This is a genomic window from Acinetobacter sp. Root1280 (assembly GCF_001425285.1).
Lineage (GTDB): Bacteria > Pseudomonadota > Gammaproteobacteria > Pseudomonadales > Moraxellaceae > Acinetobacter > Acinetobacter guillouiae.
Window position 1 is genome coordinate 164231 of the sequence record NZ_LMED01000023.1, and the last position, 20701, is coordinate 184931.

The window sequence follows — 20701 nt, forward strand, 5'->3', positions numbered from 1 at the left end:
AACTGCACGTTTTATTGTGTCTATTAAATTAATTTTAAACGACGATTATATAAAGATATTAATTATCCTTATACGCCGATTTTCTACGATCTATATAAGAATTAATTAAATATTTATTAATAATAAAATCTTCATATGCCCTTACATCTTTGATCTGCTCATCAATCATGACCAATGTATAACTATAAGGTGATTCTAAATATTTAATAAAAACGATAGGCGTATTTATTAATTGAGAATCATAGATATATGTAGAATCAAACCAACCTAAGCCATCTTCATAATCTTGAATAAATGGACTTCCCCACAGCTTACAAAATTCTTTGATGTCTAAATCAGTACAGATAATCGTTTGATCATTTCCACTTGGCCAAAATGATTCTGCCATATCAGCATCCTATTTTTGTGACTATACATCTTATGACAGCCTTATCTCCAACGATTTTACTCCAGGGTTCGGAGAAAACCATAAATCTCTTCCATCCAACCCGCCTCCATTTGTTTTACAGGGGAATAGAATTCAAATCCACATCTTTAAGATCTTCAATTAACACCAATAAGTCAGATTTTCATCTGATCATAATTTACAGTCTTAGGTACCCTAAACAATGGATTGTTTATACGCTCAATAAACAAGGAACAATAGAAATCTCTAAATTGGTTGATTAAAATAAAAAATTAAATATTTCAAGGTGAATTAAGATGTTCAACAGTCAATTTTTCAGGAATATTCCAACTTTTCTTAGATACGATAATTGAACAAGATTCCTGAAAATCAGTCCAGCTATACTCAACAACTAAATCATCATTAAAACATCTAAATGTAGCAACTGCATGATCTCCATAATATGGGCCAATATAGATTAATTTCGATTTATTTAGACAGCTAATATTAGCTTTTGGAATGTTTTCAAACGCTTTATGTAAATCATCCTGAATTGATATATCAGAACAGTTTCGCAAGACCATGTTTTTATTCTTCATTTCTTCACCAAGATACAAAGCTTTGAAATACTTTTTGTATTTCAAGTATGTTTGAAAATTACCTTGTAAATCAAAAATAAAAAACAGCATTAACAATGAAAAAAAAGCTACGATATAACTCATTTTCTTCATATTTTCACCATATTTAAAATAAACAAATAATTTTTAAATAGGCAATAATCTTATCTAAAAAATACTACCTTTTTATAATAAATCTTTTCCATAAGTAAACTTTAAAAAATATACATTATACTTTACTATAATCTAGCTTTTATTTTACATAAACGCCAGAATCTTAATTTTAGGCCATCTCATCTAATGACTGGAAAAACGTTTGCCTGCATTATTTACCATACAAATCTTGCTCTACTCTTAAGTACATTCATCCAGTAATTATTGTTATTAACAAATAGCTCCTTAATTGGCCAATCAGGTGCTGTTTCTATTTTTTGTAATAAATTTTGTGTTAAACCAAAGTAATCATCCTCATCATTCCTTAATACCGAACACAAGCCTACCGCATCATCATTGCTTACTGGTAACTTTATCCCATCAATTAATGCTTGAATATGACCAATATACTCAATACTTTTTGGATCCTTCACCGCATCTTCGGACTTTGGAAATACGCCAAGTTTTATTAAATTTTCAACAGCAATTTGCATAACCAAACCTCTCATTATTTAATTATATTCTTAGTCAAAAGTATATTGAGTTTTTCCCTTATTTATTTTAATTTAAGTTTTACATACTCATATAAAAAGCAGAATTTTAATAAAAACTCTGCTTTTTTACTTTCTATTTAACTGCTAAGAACAGCAAATGAATGAATGCTTCTCTTAAAACCATTATTTTGTGGTTGGCATATGCTTTTTAATAAAGTCAACCAATTCAGCATTCTTTGCAACAATAGCTCCTGTATGGCTCTCACCTTCTACAAGCAAGAACGTTACATCTGTACCCATATTTTTTAAGTCTTGCTGTAATTTTTCAGTCACTTGATAAGGTACTGCCATATCTAATTTACCCTGAATAATCATTACTGGACTATTAATTTTCTTGGTTGCAGGTTGGTTCTCAGCTAAGAATTTTTTTACTGTCGGATTTTCTTGGAAATTATCGACTAATCCAGGATAGTCTAAAACAGTTTTTCCGCCATTCTTAACAATATAATCACGGATATCATCGGCAAATTTATTATGCAATTCATCTAGACATAAGCCATTTTCACCCGTTGAACCTTCCGCAAATTCTGCAATATTTTTTGAACGATCTTTGAAAACTTCTCGATAATTAAATTTAGGTTCATAAGCAGTCACACCAACTGTAGTATAAGCAGCATATGCCAATAATTCAGCATAAACTTCAACAGCAGTACCCACTGGAGCTGTTCCAGCTTGTTCTTTTTGAAGGATATCTCGAATTGCTTGTGGCGCAACGACAGAAATAATATAACCCAAACTTGAGGCAGGTGCGCCTGCGACAGCCCCTTTATAGTTAGAGTCGGTATTGGAAAACTCAGCAGTTCCTAAAGAACCATGCCCACCCTGAGATTGGCCGACAGACATCCATTGACCATTGATCTGATTACCATAACGCTCTTTATATGCTTTCACTGCATAAATCGCTGAGTTAGCTTCACTCTTTAGATTTAAATACGGATGCATACCCGGTGTGCCCAAGCCTTCATAATCAGGAGCAATAATCACATAACCTTCATTTAACAGGCTTTGCGCCATATTTTTAAATCGTGGGTTAAACTTATTTCGACTTGGTGCGCAACTATCACCAACACCAACCGTGCCATGCTCCCAAACCACAACTTTCCAACCATCTGCAGGTCGTGCCGTTTGGGGAATAAAAACCATTGCTGTAGCTTTCTTGGTTTCATTGAGTACATTAGGCATATTATAGGTCATGACTTTGACTGATGCGGCCTCATTGATTACATCAGAATTATATGTGTTTTCAGACACATAATTCTTATTTGCCCCCCAGTTATTCCAGTTATTATCGTCATCATTACATGCGGTTAAAAATAATGCTGAACCGCAGGTTATTGCCAATAATGTCCGTTTAAATATTGCTTTCATTACTAAGTCCTCAGTTTTTATTGTTTGAACAGATCCTCGTTCACCACTAATTAAGCATAAAAAAAAGCATCTTGCTAGGATACTTTTAACCAAAGAGTAAAATAACACATAGATATAAATGCTTAGCTTTAATTTAAATTCACTTAAAGCAAAGCAATAAAATTCCAACAAATGTCATAAACCAACCTAAGAGTTACAACCAAGTACATTATTATGGAGCATAGAAATACCCTAAGAAGCTGTCATCTCGAATGCACTTGAGATAAATAAATATGATGCTTTATATAAATAGCCTTAATCAAAAGCCAATCAAGTCTTCGATAAAATCCTAAAATAGCCATATATAAATATAAAAAAGCAGAGCTTTAATTAAAACTCTGCTTTTTGTAGATTGTTACACTCAATTGAACTGCTAAGAAAAGCAAATGACTTATAATTTTGTTAAAACCATTATTTGGTTGTTGGCATATGCTTTTTAATAAAATTAACTAAATCAGCGTTCTTTTGAACTATCGCATCGGAATGCAACGCACCATCCGCACGAACAAAAGTAACATCTGTTCCCATCGCTTTTAAATCTTCTTGTAATTTAAATGTAACGTCATAAGGAACTGAAGTATCAGCAGTTCCCTGAATAATCATCACAGGACTATTAATTTTCTTGGTTGCTGGTTGATTATCGACTAAGAATTTTTTCACCGTCGGATTTTCTTGGAAATTATTAACTAAGCCTGGATAATCTAAAACGGTTTTACCACTATTGTTCTTGAGATAGTCTTTAATATCGTCAATAAATTTCTTCTGCATATCGAGAAAACATAAACCGTTTTCACCTGTTGAACCTTCAGCTAATGCTGCAATATCTCTTGAACGCTCTTTATACAACTCTCGATAGTTAAACTTAGGTTCATAAGCAGTCACACCAGCCGTAGTATAAGACGCATAGGTCAATAATGTAGCAGAAACCTCAGTCGCAGCATCCACCTTCCCATCTTTAAGTAGTCCTTGAATTGCTTTAGGAGCAATATCAGAAATAATCAGCCCCAAACTTGAGGCTGGCGCGCCTGCCACAGCACCTTTAAAATTGGCATCGCTATTAGCATACTCGGCCGTACCTAAAGACGCTTGTCCGCCCTGAGATTGCCCCACGGACATCCATTGACCATTGATCTGATTACCATAGCGCTCTTTATACGCTTTCATGGCATAAATTGCTGAAGTTGCTTCACTTTTTAGATTTAAATACGGATGCATGCCGGGTGTTCCCAAACCTTCATAATCAGGCCCAATTACGACATAGCCCTCTGCTAAAAGGCTCTTTACCATTACTTTAAATCGTTCATTGATTACATTTCTACTCGGCGCACAACCATCACCATTACCAACCGTACCATGCACCCAAACCACAACCTTCCAACCATCAGCAGGCTGTTTAGTTTTGGGCATAAAAACCAATGCTGATTCTTTTTTTATTTTTCCGAGTACGTTCGGCATATTGTAGGTCATGACTTTGATCGACGCTGCTTCATTCAGCACCTCTAAATTATATGCACTTTCAGACACATAATTTTTATTTGAACCCCAGTTATCCTTGTTATCATCATCATTACACGCAGTTAAAAATAACGCTGAACCACAAGTAATTGCCAATAACGTCCGTTTAAATAATATTCTCATTAAAAATTCCTCAATTTTTTATTGTTTGAACAGCTCCGTGTTCACCCTTAATTAAGCATAAATAAATGCGTCTTGCTACAATATTTTTTAATGAAACAGACGAATATCTCACATTTATAAACTATTATTTTTCTTTATCTCGTGAAATTTCATCAATATTTCGTATTATTATAAATACAGATGAAATTTCAAAAGTGGTTTATTTTAATAATTTAAATTCAAAATAATGCAATAGAAATACCAACAAAAATGATTAAACCAACCCAACGGTTATGTCTAAATGCCCAAAAGCATAGTTGTGGATCGCGCGCTTTGGTTTTTGTCCATTGATAAATAAAATCTGCAACAACTAATAACAATGCAATCAAGCCAAATGGAATCAATATATTTTCTAAATACAATGCTGTACCAATTAACAATACACTGGTCAATTGCAATAAAGAGATGATCTGAATATCGTATTTTCCAAAAAGAATAGCGGTGGATTTCACTCCAATTTTTAAATCATATTCACGATCTGTAATTGCATATTGAGTATCGTAAGCCACCGTCCATGCTAAATTGCCAAAATAAAGCAACCAACATGTCCAATCTAAAGGTTTTCCCATTGCGGTAAATGACATCGGAATACCCCATGAAAATGCCATCCCTAAGACCACTTGCGGTAAGTGGGTATAACGCTTCATAAATGGATAAATAAAAGCAAGGACTAATCCCGCAAGCGCACAGTAAAAAGTTGCAATTGGTAAGAAAAATAAAGTACATGCACTGGCGGCCACCAAACCCACAAATACCCAGACTGCTTCTTTGGCTGAGATCACCCCAGTAGCCAGTGGACGATTTTTAGTTCGTTCTACATGTGCATCGACTTTACGATCAGCAAAATCATTGATCGCACAACCTGCTGCTCGCATAAAAATTGTCCCCAAGACCATTGCAACCAGTGTCACAATATCGGGGATACCTTCTGCTGCTATCCATAATGCCCACATAGTCGGCCATAAAACCAATTCTGTTCCAACTGGTTTATCAAAACGACACAGATAATAATAAGCTTCTAAGCGTTGTTGCCAAGTGGTGTGTTGCGCGATCGACATGACAGTCCTTCAATACTCTATTTTGAAATATGCTGTTGTTGCAAAAATTGCTCAAAGGCAGGTAAAAAAGTTTCTTGAACAATAAATTTACAACCATGCCAAGTATAACAACTTTGACGTGTCCAACCTTCTGCTAATTTTAAAACACGCCGTTCACACAATGGATTGGTGCGTTGAAATAAGAATTTTCCGATCGGCTTGGTTCGAATATGCTTAAACAAACGTGCTTTGCCATGGATACTGAGAATGGGAAAAATACTTTTTGCTTTTACCCATGGCTGTGCATCGCAACCAAATAAATAACTTTCACGTACCCATGCGATATGTTGATGTGGCATCAGCATCCATTGACTATCCAGCAGACTCATTCTTTGATAATGCTCTTGAATCGGTTGAACTTTAAAAACGCCACCCGCTACATCAGTCAACTGCTGAGTCAGTGAGCCTTGTCCATACAACCATGTTTTTAATTCAGGAGGAAACTTCTTATCCCGTATTGTGCATGATTGTTTCAATGTTCAGCCCTTCAAATTTTGGATGACTTAGTGTAACTGAAATTTTTTGTTTTGTTTAAATTGATCGTCTAAATCCTAAAATTGAATGACAAATCCATCAAAATAAAAACAGGGAAACTCGAAATTCAAGTGAAAATTAAAATATCTTTATTTCATCAACTTCACATCAACTGGTTTTCTCTTTTAATCACTATTTTGATTTGTATCACTTTCTGCTACATTTTAAATATTAAACTGATCTCAGGTATTTTAGAGCCTCGCATAATGAATATAAAAACAGCACTACAACTCAGCATTTTATGCATTCCTTCAACATATAGTTTTGCACTCAACTTGTCTAACTCACCGATTCAACAAGTCACGCTATATCCTACACTGGCAAAAATTGAACGAACCATTCCAGTACAAGCTGGAGAACAACTCGTTACACTGAATGGGCTTGCGGCAAACTTCAATATCGATCAACTGCAATATCAGAGTAGTAATATTGAAGTCAATGCGGTTTCTCATACAGATAGCGCACTGGATAAACCCGCTGGAAATGAGTCGTCTCAATTACGCAATAATATAGAGGATATTAAAAAGAAAATTTCTGAGCAAAACTCAATTATTCAAGCGGCTGAATTACAAAATAAGTTTTTAGAAAATGTCATTAAAGGCTCTGCGCCAAAAGTACGCAAACAAGCCTATGATGCCTTTATTGCCATTGATCAAGCCAAAGCAGAAAAAGAAAAGTTACAACAACGTTTACAAGAACTTGAACAAGACTTAAATGCCATTGGCGACAGCGAGTTTAACCAGCGCACACTTAAGTTTTATGTCAATGCCCCACAACGTGGTGAAATTAAAATTAGCTATATGGTGCCTTATGCACGTTGGCAACCGATATATAAAGCCGAATTAAATACCCAAACCAAGCAAATTAAACTCACCCGTATGGCAATGATTGCACAAAAAACTGGGGAAGACTGGAACAATGTTAAATTGGCATTGTCCACAGCAACACCGCAAAACTACGTTCAACAAGTGCAGCCACAACAATGGTGGGTCAACTATTATGAACCAGAACCTGTACGACCAATTTATCCAGTTGCACCTGCACCTATGGCCTTAGCTGAAATGAGTTATGATGAAAAGTCGACAGCTAGGGCCAAAAAAGTTCCCCCGCAATTTCCACAATTTCAAGCGGCTGATTTAAATTTTAGTACTGAATTCCGTTCAGAAACCAAAGCATCCATTCCAAGTAGCCAACAGCAAATCTTTTTACCTTTAAGTACTGAACAATATGCCGCGAAACTTTCAGTTTGGGCAATTCCTAAGCAAAGTACTCAAGCGACAATTAACGCTGAAATTTCAAAGCTTGATCAAAATTGGCCTTCTGGAACAGTAAAACTATATCGTGATGGCGACTATATTGGACAAAGAGCTTGGAGCAATAGCGCAGATGAAGCACTTCAAATGAGCTTTGGTACAGATGATCAAATTCAAGTTAAAGTGACTGATTTAACCGACAAGAAAAATCCAGTCAAAGGTACTCAATCGGAAACCATCCGAAAACAGCAATATTCAGTGCAAAACTTACATAGCTACCCAATTCAAGTCACTATTTTTGAACCTGAACCACAAAGCCAGAACGGTAAACTCAGCACACAATCTAGCTATAATATCCCACCGACTGCAACGCAATGGAATGGGCAACCCAATATCAACCAATGGCAAATTGATTTAAATCCGAAACAGATTTATAAATTAGATATTCAACATCAATTTAAATATCCAAGCAAAGGACGAACTTCGGGTTTTTAACTTTAATCTTTTAGGCAAAATTTAGCCCAGTGATCACTGGGCTTTTATTTTAGTCACATAGATATCGTTACATTTGATACTTATTAGAGATAATCGCCTGCTCTTTCAGGCTGATACAATATTTTTTCAATTTTAACTTTCATCAAATGACCATCAGGCTGCGGCCATTCAATTTCCTGTCCTTCAGCCAAACCAAGAATTGCAGTACCAACCGGTGCAACCACATTGACCTGTCCTGTCTCACCACGAAAATCATGCGGATAGACTAAAGTAATTTCGGTCGCTTCCGTCGAGGGCGCAATAGTGATTAACACTTTTGCATTCATGGTCACCACATTGGGCGGCATATCTTGAGGCGCAACCACATCTGCTCGTGCCAATTCCTCTTCTAAATGCTGCATTGTCACAGTCAACTTCGACTGATGTTCCAGCATCGTTTCTAAGCGATGTAAATCTTGTTCTGAAATAATAATATTTGGTTTACTAGCCATGTGCCTAATTCCTTCGATCTTTCACATCATTTGGGTATAGCAGCGATGTTTATAATGGGTCTGTTGACATTTCATAAATGAATTAAGCCACAAGCCGTAAATTTCAGCTTGCAACCTGTATGTCGGAAACGTGAAACGAAGTATCAATAAACTCCCATAATCTACTTCTTTTATAACAGATATTTTCTGCAATGTTTAAGCTTTTCAACTTATTCAACAACCATAAAAAAAGCCCCCTTGAGAGGAGGCCTTCTCAAGTTAATGCTTATTTAGCATAAACCGGGAATTTTGCACAAACCGTTTCAACTTTTGCTTTCACAGCATTGATAACAGCTTCATCACCTTTTGCATCGAGGATATCCGCAATCCAACCTGCCAAATCACGAACTTCTGCTTCACCAAAACCACGTGTTGTTACTGCTGGCGTACCGATACGGATACCTGAAGTAACAAATGGAGAACGTGGATCATTTGGTACCGCATTTTTGTTTACCGTAATATGAGCAGCGCCTAACCAAGCATCAGCATCTTTACCTGTCACATCTTGCTTAATTAAAGACAACAAGAATAAATGGTTTTCTGTACCACCAGATACAACATCATAACCACGTGAAATCAACACTTCAGCCATCGCTTTAGCATTTACCACCACTTGTTTTTGATATTCTTTGTATTCAGGCATCATTGCTTCTTTAAAGCAAATTGCTTTTGCTGCTATAGCATGAACCAATGGACCACCTTGGTTACCTGGGAATACAGCAGATTGAAGTTTTTTCTCAATTTCTTCGTTTGCTTTTGCAAGGATTAAACCAGAACGAGGGCCACGCAAAGTTTTATGCGTAGTTGTCGTTGTTACATCAGCAATTTGAACTGGGCTTGGGTATACACCTGCGGCAACTAGACCAGCAACGTGAGCCATATCTACAAATAAATATGCACCAACTTTATCCGCAATTTCGCGGAAACGTTGCCAATCTACAATTTGGCTATATGCAGAGAAACCCGCAACAATCATACGTGGTTTATGCTCTACAGCTAAACGCTCAACTTCTTCGTAATCAATTTCACCAGTTTCTACATTTAAACCATATTGAACAGCATTATATGATTTACCAGAGAAGTTGACTTTAGCACCGTGAGTCAAATGACCACCATGTGCCAAGCTCATACCTAAAACAGTATCGCCTGGGTTAAGTAAAGCAAGATAAACTGCTGAGTTTGCTTGAGAACCTGCGTGTGGCTGAACATTTGCATAGTCAGCACCAAATAATGCTTTAGCACGATCGATCGCCAATTGTTCGATCACATCAACATATTCACAACCGCCATAATAGCGTTTGCCAGGGTAACCTTCCGCATATTTGTTAGTGAGTTTTGACCCTTGTGCTTCCATAACAGCTGGTGAGCAATAGTTTTCAGATGCGATTAACTCAATATGAGCTTCTTGACGGGCATCTTCTTGAGTGATTGCTTGAGCAATTTCTGGATCAAATTCAGAAATAGAGATATTGGCGAACATTAGCGAGGTCCTATGAATTAGGGCTTTTAAGCCGTGCTAAGATTGCGCGTATTGTAGCATGAAGTTTGTAATTAAACAGAATGAAGTTTGCTCCGTTTTAAATAAAAATGGCTCATGTTGAAAACATAAGCCATTTGCTAAAACCTACAATTTAAAATAGTTATTGTGCTGCAAACATTCCTTTGACATCAGCCACAATATTGTCAATATTTAAGGCATAAGCCGTACTATGATCCCAAGCAGGATTGGTAATGTAATTCACCTGCGTCGTCAGTGCTTTAGCTGTACCATATAAAGTATCTGTTGCCACTTTCGGTACAGTTGTATCTGCTCCACCCTGATAGATAATCACAGGCGTTTTGATTTGAACTTGCAACGGTTGAGAATCTTTCTCTAAGAAAGTTTTAACGACTGGCAAAGACATAAAGGTATCGGTTGTTCTTGGATAGTTTTTCAATGATCCATTGACTGCCGCATACTGCCCCATTGCTACGCCAAACTGTTGACCAAGGGTATCGTAACAAACAGATTCAGCATTTTTTGCAATTGCATCTGTTGGTACTTTAAACACTTGACTGTAATCTAAAGTAGGATTTGAATTACGTAAACCCGCTGCAATCAACGCAGTAAATGTATCCAATGATGCATAGACTGGAATTTGTTGAGCTGGTGTCCCATCTATAACTGATAGTTGACCCGCATTTAAAATTAAACTCAATTGTGAAGCAGGTGCGACAGCAACTGTACCTTTATAATCTAAATTTGCACGATCTGCATATTGTGCAGCACCTAAAGCTGCTTGCCCGCCTTGAGAGTGTCCAACAGTCACCCATTTTTTCGACACTTTATTGCCTAACCAATTACGTGTTGCAACCACCGCATCTGTAATCGAATAGCCTTCACTTTTTACATTTAAGAATGGATGTAATTCAGTGCCACTCGGTTCGCCTAAACCTTCATAATCTGGTGCAACAACCACATAGCCTTCTGCAAGGAATTTAGAAATCATGCCTTTAATATAAACATTCGTCGCATTACGGCTTGGTGCACATTGATCTGCGACACCTGTTGTACCATGTGCCCAAACGACGATAGGCCAACCCGAAGCTGGTGGTGCAGTTTTAGGAGTAAACACCAATGAAGTCGCTTGTACTTCAGTCCCTTTAACCCCTTTCATTTTATAAGTCATCACCACACTATCCGCAGCCACAGCAGAAAAATCTGTCTTGGTATATGCTGTAGGCGTGCCAACAACTGGATTTGCAATCTTATTTACATCAGTATTGGAAGGTGACTCATATGAATTTCCCCCACTACCACCGTTATTACATGCAGATAAAACTAAACCTGAACTGAGAATTAAAATTGATAATACATTTTTTTTCATGTGACTTATTCCTTAAAGCACAATTTTTTTCAAAGTTATATATACGGCTTAACGCGTATAATTATTTCATAAATACGTCAAAAAAATCTGTTAAGCAAGTTTTTTACTCATTATTTTTAAATATTATTTGATGCTAAAAAATGTTAACTTTATCTTAAAATTCCAATCAAAGAAATGTCAGTTTCTTACCCATTGATGTCAATATCGAAAGTTATGATTATTTTAAATATGAATATATTTAACTTAAAATCAAAACCATATAATAGAAAACTTTGATCTCCCCCTTAATTATTTTTAATTTCCACATTGTTCTCATCTGATTACTTACCACAACAATAACAGCCTATCTTTGTAGTAAGACACCGAAGAATAACAGAAAATATAAATAATGAGAGCAAAAATATTTTTCCAAATGATCAATTTTTTCAAGCTAAAATGTAGCGCGAAGCTATATAAAAGAATACCCCTATTAGCAAGAATAAGGGTATTTTGCATTATGATTAAAATACTGGACACTCAAAAATTAATTGGCAAGTAGCGTCTTTATATCTTCTAATAGCTCTCCATTGTCAACATTAACCGTATATATACTAAAGTGATCCCAAGTCGGATCCGTTCTGTAATCAATTTTGGTGGTTAAAGCCCGTGCTTGCGCCACCAAGGCATCTGTTGCCTGTGGTAACACGATAGTATCGCCCCCTCCTTGATAAATAATAATCGGGGTTTTAATCACTGTTTGTAATGGTTGCGAATCCTTTTCCAAAAATTGTTTTACAATTGGATCATTTTTAAAACCTTCCTTTTTACGCGAAGAAAAACCTTTTAGACTATTTCCATTTGCAAGCGCATATTGTGATACAGGCCCCCCCATAAATGCAAAACCCAACTCAAAAAGACATTTCGATTCTGCTTGCTCAGCAGCAAATTTATCAGTCGGTGACTTAAATATTTTACTGTATACAGGTTCAGTTGGATAAACACTTTTCATCCCCGCAGCCATATAAGACGTAAGAGTATCTAGGATGGAATATCCGAGTGCTTGAGTGAATGACAAATCCTCCATTTCCGCTATAGCCATTTCCGACAAAGTTTCAATCAACCCCAAATTATTTGCAGGTGCGATTGCTACGGCCCCCTTATAATCCATATTGGCACGCGTTGCATACTGAGCCGCACCTAATGCTGCATGACCACCTTGTGAGTGCCCTACAATCGCCCATTTATTCGAGACCTTATTACCTAACCAGCTTTTGGTTGCCACCACCGCATCTGTAATTGAATAGGCTTCACTTTTTACATGCAAAAATGGATGCATTTCATTACCACCAGGCTCACCTAACCCTTCATAATCTGGTGCAACCACCACATAGCCTTCTTTGACAAAACTATCGATCATGTTATAGGTCGACCTATTTTCACCTAAAAGCGAAGTGGTAATTAATTTCTGTCTACTCGGTGCACAAGCATCAGCAACACCCGCAGCACCATGTGCCCAAACCACAATCGGCCAACCGCCAGTAGGCGATGCAGTTTTGGGGGTAAATACCAATGCGGTTGCCTGAGTTTCTTGCCCTGTGATGCCTTTCATTTTATAGGTCATCACCACACTCTCAGCTGCATTTGGTGGATTATCTTGCGGAGTCTGATATGGCTTTGGCGTATTTACCACTGGGTTTTGAATATTGTTTACATCTGCATTTACATTTGGACTTGTGGTTGAATTATTGCTCTTATTATCACTACCACCACAGGCAGTTAAGAATAGAGAGGATCCAGCCAACATAACCGAGAGTAAATTTAATTTCATTTGATTCATCCTTGCCTATAATATTTTTTATTACATCAGTGTCAGCACATTCAATTTGCTAACCCTAATCAACGAGTCGCCAGCCAGATGCATAACAAATGTTTATTTTATTAGTTACATCACATTGTGCATTTTTAAGCTAAGCTTCATTATATTTATACTGGAAATATAAATTTGCAAGTGAAATTTAACATTTAAATTATCTGAATTATTTTTTACCTATTCGCTTAAAAATATTTAATTCACAGAAATATTGCATTATTTTATATAAGCTTATATTTACCTTAAAACCATTTTAAAATGTTATTAAATTCACACAATCTGCAAATATCGTGAATTCAAGTTGTTATAGAAATATATTTTTTCTCGCTTTAGTTTAAATAAATTCTTCTCAATATTTAGTTTTATTGTTTAATTTTCAACTAATTTTAAATACTTAATATTTAGACTTTTTAGTCAACACATATTAAAAAACTACGCCGATGATGATTAAATTAAAAGCTAATGCTGATTACGATGGGAATAATCAATGACCAGATCACAACAAAGTTTCTAAAGTCATCTTTTTCTAAGATTGAAACATGATTCAAAGCGACATAAAAAATACCCCTATTTTTGATAACAGGGGTACTTTTACATTATAAGGATTAAAACGTGAAACACTTAAAATTAATTAGCAAGCAAGGTCTTAATATCCTCTAGCAGTTGTCCATTATCGACATTCGCTGTGAATGAACCAGTATGACTCCAACTCGAATTGGTTCGATAATCAATTTTGGTGGTTAAAGCACGTGCCTGTGCCACCAAAGCATCCGTTGCCTGTGGTAATACAACAGTGTCGCTACCTCCCTGATAAATAATAATCGGGGTTTTAATCACAGTTTGCAGCGGCTGTGAATCTTTATCTAAAAATTGTCTTACGATTGGATTATTCTTGTAGCCTTCATTTTTACGCGGATAATCTTTAAGACTCCCATTCTTAATATTATAAAGAGTCATCGGTAGTGCAAAAGCAGCCCCCATTCCTGCAATACATTCTTTTTCTGCTTTCTCAGCAATTTTATCAGTTGGTGTTTTAAATATAATACTGTATGCGGCTTCAGTTGGATTTACTGCCTTTATCCCAGCTGCCATATAAGCTGTTAAAGTATCTAGTGCAGCATAACCGCCTATTTGAATTACCCCATCCTGATTTGCTAAAGCCATTTCTGACAAGTTTTCAATCAATTCCAAATTATTTGCGGGTGCCATTGCAACTGCACCCTTATAGTCCATATTGGCACGGGCTGCATATTGTGCGGCACCTAATGCTGCATGACCACCTTGCGAGAGCCCAGCAACAGCCCATTTGTTGGATGCTTTATTACCTAACCAACTTTTGGTTGCAACTACAGCATCCGTAATTGAATAAGCTTCGCTTTTTAAATTTAAAAATGCATGGATTTCCTTCTCGCTAGGCTCACCCAACCCTTCATAATCAGGTGCAACCACCACATAACCTTCTTTAACAAAGTTATCGACCATTTTTTGGGTATGCACATCTATTCCAGCCACAAATAATTTATTTTGACTTGGTGCACACTTGTCAGCAACACCTGTCGTTCCATGTGCCCAAGCCACAATCGGCCAACCTCCAGGAGGTGGAGCTGTTTTGGGGGTAAACACCAATGCTGTTGCCTGAGTTTCTTGCCCAGTGATGCCTTTCATTTTATAGGTCATCACCACACTCTCATCCGCATTTGGCGGAAGAACATCATTTTTAATATTATAGGGTACTGGTGTGTTCACCACTGGATTTTCAATCTTGTTCACATCTACATCTGAACTTGTCGATGAATGATCACTATTGTCATCACCACCACAGGCTGTTAGAAATAGCGTAGATCCAGTCAATAACACTGAAAGTAATTTTAATTTCATATAATTCTTCCTTTTTATCATTTTTTCTATCACTTCAGCAGGGTCAACCAATCGTTTGCCTACGCTGATCCAATAGATCACTCATCTTAGTTTAATGTTTGTGTTGTTATTACTTCATAATACCTTGCAATATTTAAGCTAGGCTTTATTACAATTATGACATAAATATAAATTTAGCAAGTGAAATTTAATCATTAAAATATATTAGATTATCTCATTAATTTAAATTTTTATTAATTAATCCATTGTATTTAAAGTAATTTTTTAATAACCCCATATAGATTAATTTATTAATACTGAAATTTTAATATATTTTTCACTTTTTAACTATAAATAAACACTTATCAATAATCATTTTTATTATTTAAATTTCAATTAATTTTTAAGGATTAATATGGAGAATTTTTTAGACAATTCACATTAAAAAACTGATTCTAAATAGACTTTTTAAGATTACACGCTGACCTCGATGATATAAAAATACCCCTATTAACTATAATAAGAGTATTTTTGCATCGTAAGGATTAAAACACAAAAGTCACAAATTAATTAGCAAGCAGGGTCTTAACATCCTCCATCAACTGTCCATTTTCAACATTTTCCTTGAATGCGCCAGTGTGATCCCAACTTGAATTGGTTCTATAATCAATTTTAGTGGTTAAAGCCCGTGCTCGTGCCACCAAGGCATCTGTTGCTTGAGGTAATACCGTCAAATCTTTGCCTCCTTGATAAATAATAATCGGGGTTTTAATAAGCGGTTGTAGCGGTGCTGAATCTTTATCTAAAAATTTTCTTACCAGCGGATTATTGGCATAACCTTCATTTTTACGCGGATATCCGACTAGACTCCCATTATTTTTACCCCTATAAGTTACCATCGGGCTCACAAACCTTAAATTCAACCCTTCAAGGCATCTTGATTCTGCAAACTCAGCAATTTTATCGGTTGGCGACTTAAATACAATACTGTATATAGGCGCGGTTGGATTGGCTGCTTTGATACCCGCAGCCATATAAGCCGTAAAGCTATCTAATGCAGCATAGCCCCCCATTTGAATCAACCCCGTCCTATCCGCCAAAACCATTTCCGACAGTTTTTCAATCAACTCCACATTATTTGCGGGTGCTATTGCGACTGCACCCTTATAATCCATATTAGCACGTGCAGCATACTGTGCCGCACCCAATGCCGCATGACCGCCTTGCGAGTGCCCAGCGACAGCCCATTTATTGGATGCTTTGTTACCTAACCAATTTTTGGTTGCCACCACAGCATCGGTAATCGAATAAGCTTCACTTTTTAAATTCAAAAATGGATGGATCTCCTTCTCGCTAGGCTCCCCCAAACCTTCATAATCTGGTGCAACCACTACATAACCGTCTTTAACAAAACTATCGATCATTTTATGAGTATGCTCATCTGGAGCATTGCCTCCATCCGTAATTAAGTAATTTCTACTTGGTGCACAATGATCAGCAACCCCCTTTGTTCCATGTGCCCAAACCACGATCGGCCAACCTCCAGCGGGCGGTGCAGTTTTTGGGGTAAACACCAATGCGGTTGCCTGAGTTTCTTGCCCGTTGATGCCTTTCATTTTATAGGTCATCACCACACTCTCAGCAGCATTTGGTGGATAGTCCTCGGTATACTTATATGGTACAGGTGTACTCACCACTGGATTTTGAATCTTATTTATATCTGCATTTGAACTTGTGGAGAAATTATCACTCTTGTCATCACTACCACCGCAGGCAGTTAAAAATAGACCCGATCCAACCAACATTACTGAGAGTAATTTTAACTTCATATGATTCGTCCTTTTTATCATTTTTTCTTTCACTTGAATGCTAACAAATCATTTGCTAACACCAACCCCTTGATCGCTGATCTTTTGCTTAGTGACTTTTTGTAATTACGTCACATTACACAATACTTAAGATAGACTTCATTATAATTAAGCCAGAAATATAAATTTAGCAAGTCACATTTAAGATATGAACACGTTTAATTATTTTAAAAATTGAATAGTTTACCAATTAATTAACTGAAATTAAAATATTTAATGATATAAATGACCTAAAAATTTAACTCATTAGGGCTTAAATTCAATATTTTTCATGTAGATTTAACTGTAAATATATACTTACCAATATTTATTTTTATTGTTTAAATTTCAAATAATTTAAAAGAATTAATATCGAATATTTTTTAGACAACTCACAATAAAAAAACTAATTCCACCTTAAAATCCTCAATAAAATAATTGGCAATTTTTACATCTTGAAGTATGTTTGAAATTCAAAAAACATTGTCATCGCAATCAAGGGGCTAATTCAACAGATAGCACATCACAAAATGCCAATGCATTTTAAATCCTCCAAATCGAGACAAAAAATTTCACTTTTTTAATTTTCTATTATCTTAATTTTTCTCTTTTTATCGCCTTATTGGTTATCAGCCATAAGGGTCTAACTCTTCACAAAAGCACCCAATAGCCCCCATAAAAATCCTAGATAGCGAGAGCAAAAAAATAGCCTCTTAAAATAATGCCAATCAGTTACACAAAATTCTTAGATAAATATTCTCAAATCTCCCCTTGCACTACAACAACTGCAGCTCACTGCCTTTAAAAAGAAGAAAACTTATTGAAATGCAATGAATTTTAGCTATAAAAAATCTCTTTCTTTAAAAAGGTGAAAAGTATTAACTTCGCAAGGGGGAGGATTTAAAAATCCTAAACTGATATTTATCAAGAGAGCTTTTTAAAGATTAAAGACCGATCTTAAGGATATAAAAAATGCCCTTATTCTCAGTATAAGAGCATTTTTGCATTGTGGGATTAAAACACCAAGCACTGAAAAATTAATTGGCAAGCAAGGTCTTAATGTCTTCTAACAACTGCCCGTTTTCAACATTAACCATGTATGCACTAAAGTGAGTCCAGGTCGGATCCGTTCTATAATCAATTTTAGTGGTTAAAGCCCGTGCTTGTGCCACCAAGGCATCCGTTGCCTGTGGTAATACGATAGTGTCACTCCCCCCCTGATATATAATAATTGGGGTTTTAACTACAGTTTGTAGTGGTTGTGAGTCCTTTTCCAGAAATTGCTTCACGATCGGATCATTTTTAAAACCCGCTTTTTTACGCGAAGAATAACCTTTTAGACTTTCCTCATTTGCAAGCGCATATTCTGCCATCGGCCCCAGAAATTCAATACCCAACTCTATAAGACAAAGCGACTCTGCTTGCTCAGCAACTTTAACACTTGGTGAGTTAAATATTTTACTGTATACAGACTTAGTCGGATAAACGCTTTTTATACCCGCAGCCATATAGGACGTTAAAGTATCTAACGCCACATAGCCGAGTGTTTTAGGGATTGTAAAATCCTGCATGTCCACTAAAGCCATTTCAGACAGTTCTTCAATCAATTTTAGATTATTTGCAGGTGCAAAAGCGACTACACCCTTATAGTCCATATTGGCACGCGCCGCATATTGTGCTGCACCTAATGCAGCATGGCCGCCTTGCGATGTCCCAGCCACAGCCCATTTGTTGGAGGCTTTATTGCCTAACCAACTTTTGGTTGCCACCACAGCATCGGTAATCGAATAAGCTTCACTTTTCAAATTTAAAAACGGATGAATCTCCTTATCGATAGTTTGCCCTGGCGTACTAGGTTCACCTAGACCTTCATAATCTGGGGCAACTACCACATAACCTTCTTTAACAAAACTATCGATCATATTATAAGTAGACTTATCTTCGCCAGTTAAAATCGTATTCGTAATTAATCGATTTTTACTTGGTGCACAATCATTAGCAACACCCACGGCGCCATGTGCCCAAACCACAATCGGCCAACCGCCAGCAGGCGGTGCAGTTTTAGGGGTAAATACTAAGGTTGTTGCCTGAGTTTCTTTCCCCTTGATACCTTTCATTTTATAGGTCATCACCACACTTTCAGCTGCATTTGGTGGATAATCTTGTGTAAACTCATACGCTACTGGCGTACTCACCACTGGATTTTGAATCTTGTTTACATCCACGTTTACATTTGGGCTTGTAGTCGAATTATCCCCCTTGTCATCACCACCACAAGCAGTTAGAAATAAACCAGATCCAACCAACATGATTGAGAGTAAATTTAATTTCATATCATTCATCCTTGTTTATCATTTTTCACTTGAGTGTTAACAAATCATTTGTCGACACCAACCCCTTAATCATTAATCTTTTGCTTGATGACATTTTTGTAATTACGTCACACCGTGCAATATTTAAGCTAAGCTTTACTATGATTAAGCCATAAATACAAATTTGGCAAGTTACATTTAACCTTCAAACACTTTTATTTAATTTAATCTTTTGAGTATTTAATATATAATTAACTGAAAATAAAATATTTTCTAATTTATTTACTCGAGGTATATTGTGAACTATCACTTATACAGAACAGCGTCAATTGTGAAAAATTTCTTATCAATATTTAGCCTTTTGTTTAAATTCAAACTGGCCTAAAAACATTCATTTTAAATTTTTAGATAATTCACATTTAAAAAACAAATTCTGAGTGTGATTTAATCAAAAGACAGCACTTATCTTGATTTTAGATGACTTTAATTTGTATTTAGTGGCTAAAAAAGCTAGTTTAATAAGGCGCTCCTTCTTATCTATTTGTTGAGGAACAAAGCTATGCAAGCAATCATTTTAGATACTGAAACTCACACACTCAATGGATTACCCATTGAAATTGCTTATGCACCGATTCAAATTCAAGAAGGGAAATTAAGCTTAGATCGTGAACAAATGTTCGATCAACTTTATAGTATCGGAAATGAAAAAATTTCTTTCGGCTCAATGGCGGTTCACCACATTCTAGAATCGGATCTTGCGGGGCAACCTAATTTTTCCAGCTTTGAACTTCCTCAGCAAACCCTTTACATCATTGGACACAATATTGATTATGATATTCGCGCAATCCAACAATGTGGTGTAGAGACATCTCACATCAAAGCCATTTGTACGCTGGCACTTGCTCGGCTTGTTTGGCCCGATGCTGAAGCACATAATATATCAGCACTAATCTATATGATCAGTAAAGGCAGTGAGAAAGCACGTGAAATGTTAAAAGGTGCACATCGTGCGGATGCCGATATTATTTTAACGGCAAATATTCTCATGCATATTATTTATCAGTTGAAAATTCAAACCATTGAAGAATTATATGAGGCCTCAGAAGATGCGCGTATCCCACGCAGTATCAACTTTGGTAAGCATCGTGGTACAGCGATTTCAGAATTACCCAAAGACTATGTGCAATGGCTGCTTCGTCAAGATGAGCTTGATCCTTATTTACGCAAAGCTTTAGAGAATGCAAATATCGTCACACTTTAAGCTGGT

Annotated in this window: 16 protein-coding genes; 2 read left to right on the forward strand and 14 right to left on the reverse strand. The window is 36.3% G+C overall.

Annotated features, from left to right (window positions below):
- Nucleotides 1-58: 58 nt before the first annotated feature.
- The 7 genes from ASC84_RS14765 to ASC84_RS14795 all read right to left on the reverse strand — a co-directional run bounded on the left by ASC84_RS14765 (nt 59) and on the right by ASC84_RS14795 (nt 6366).
- Entirely contained in the window at nt 59-388 is a 330-nt protein-coding gene (locus ASC84_RS14765; RefSeq protein ID WP_056516049.1) for a hypothetical protein, read from the reverse strand.
- 299 nt (nt 389-687) lie between these two features.
- A complete protein-coding gene (locus tag ASC84_RS14770; protein ID WP_056516052.1) occupies nt 688-1116 on the reverse strand; it encodes a hypothetical protein in 429 nt (142 codons plus the stop codon).
- Nucleotides 1117-1331: 215 nt separating this feature from the next.
- On the reverse strand, nt 1332-1649 hold the full coding sequence (locus ASC84_RS14775) for a hypothetical protein (protein WP_004721933.1): 318 nt from the start codon (nt 1647-1649) through the stop codon (nt 1332-1334).
- Between the two features lie 183 nt (nt 1650-1832).
- Nucleotides 1833-3077, reverse strand: a complete 1245-nt coding sequence (locus ASC84_RS14780) for a S9 family peptidase (RefSeq protein ID WP_056516054.1) — start codon at nt 3075-3077, stop codon at nt 1833-1835.
- Nucleotides 3078-3527: 450 nt separating this feature from the next.
- Nucleotides 3528-4754 (reverse strand): S9 family peptidase, encoded by a 1227-nt coding sequence (locus ASC84_RS14785; protein ID WP_056516057.1) that lies wholly within the window; start codon nt 4752-4754, stop codon nt 3528-3530.
- A 218-nt stretch (nt 4755-4972) separates the two neighbouring features.
- The gene (gene ubiA / locus ASC84_RS14790; RefSeq protein ID WP_056516060.1) at nt 4973-5851 is read right to left on the reverse strand and encodes a 4-hydroxybenzoate octaprenyltransferase; all 879 of its coding nucleotides are present in this window, start codon (nt 5849-5851) and stop codon (nt 4973-4975) included.
- Between the two features lie 17 nt (nt 5852-5868).
- Entirely contained in the window at nt 5869-6366 is a 498-nt protein-coding gene (locus ASC84_RS14795; RefSeq protein ID WP_056516062.1) for a chorismate lyase, read from the reverse strand.
- Nucleotides 6367-6630: 264 nt separating this feature from the next.
- On the opposite strand from ASC84_RS14795, the gene ASC84_RS14800 reads away from it, so the two are divergent.
- Nucleotides 6631-8172 carry a DUF4139 domain-containing protein gene (locus ASC84_RS14800; protein WP_056516065.1) on the forward strand — a complete coding sequence of 514 codons (1542 nt, stop codon included), beginning with the start codon at nt 6631-6633 and terminating at the stop codon, nt 8170-8172.
- Nucleotides 8173-8255: 83 nt separating this feature from the next.
- On the opposite strand, the gene rnk is transcribed toward ASC84_RS14800, so the two are convergent.
- From rnk to ASC84_RS14835, 7 genes are all read right to left on the reverse strand, one after another.
- Nucleotides 8256-8663: a nucleoside diphosphate kinase regulator gene (rnk, locus tag ASC84_RS14805; protein ID WP_056516068.1), complete on the reverse strand. Its 408-nt coding sequence runs from the start codon at nt 8661-8663 to the stop codon at nt 8256-8258.
- A 265-nt stretch (nt 8664-8928) separates the two neighbouring features.
- Complete coding sequence (gene glyA, locus ASC84_RS14810) at nt 8929-10182, reverse strand: serine hydroxymethyltransferase (RefSeq protein ID WP_004820090.1); 1254 nt, start codon at nt 10180-10182, stop codon at nt 8929-8931.
- 160 nt (nt 10183-10342) lie between these two features.
- The gene (locus tag ASC84_RS14815) at nt 10343-11569 is read right to left on the reverse strand and encodes a S9 family peptidase (RefSeq protein ID WP_056516073.1); all 1227 of its coding nucleotides are present in this window, start codon (nt 11567-11569) and stop codon (nt 10343-10345) included.
- A 523-nt stretch (nt 11570-12092) separates the two neighbouring features.
- Entirely contained in the window at nt 12093-13376 is a 1284-nt protein-coding gene (locus ASC84_RS14820; RefSeq protein ID WP_056516075.1) for an alpha/beta fold hydrolase, read from the reverse strand.
- Nucleotides 13377-14045: 669 nt separating this feature from the next.
- Nucleotides 14046-15296, reverse strand: a complete 1251-nt coding sequence (locus tag ASC84_RS14825) for a lipase family protein (protein ID WP_056516078.1) — start codon at nt 15294-15296, stop codon at nt 14046-14048.
- A 545-nt stretch (nt 15297-15841) separates the two neighbouring features.
- Entirely contained in the window at nt 15842-17104 is a 1263-nt protein-coding gene (locus tag ASC84_RS14830; protein WP_056516081.1) for an alpha/beta fold hydrolase, read from the reverse strand.
- A 1055-nt stretch (nt 17105-18159) separates the two neighbouring features.
- Nucleotides 18160-19455 (reverse strand): lipase family protein, encoded by a 1296-nt coding sequence (locus ASC84_RS14835; protein WP_056516083.1) that lies wholly within the window; start codon nt 19453-19455, stop codon nt 18160-18162.
- A 538-nt stretch (nt 19456-19993) separates the two neighbouring features.
- On the opposite strand from ASC84_RS14835, the gene ASC84_RS14840 reads away from it, so the two are divergent.
- On the forward strand, nt 19994-20695 hold the full coding sequence (locus tag ASC84_RS14840; RefSeq protein WP_056516084.1) for a DNA polymerase III subunit epsilon: 702 nt from the start codon (nt 19994-19996) through the stop codon (nt 20693-20695).
- Nucleotides 20696-20701: the final 6 nt, after the last annotated feature.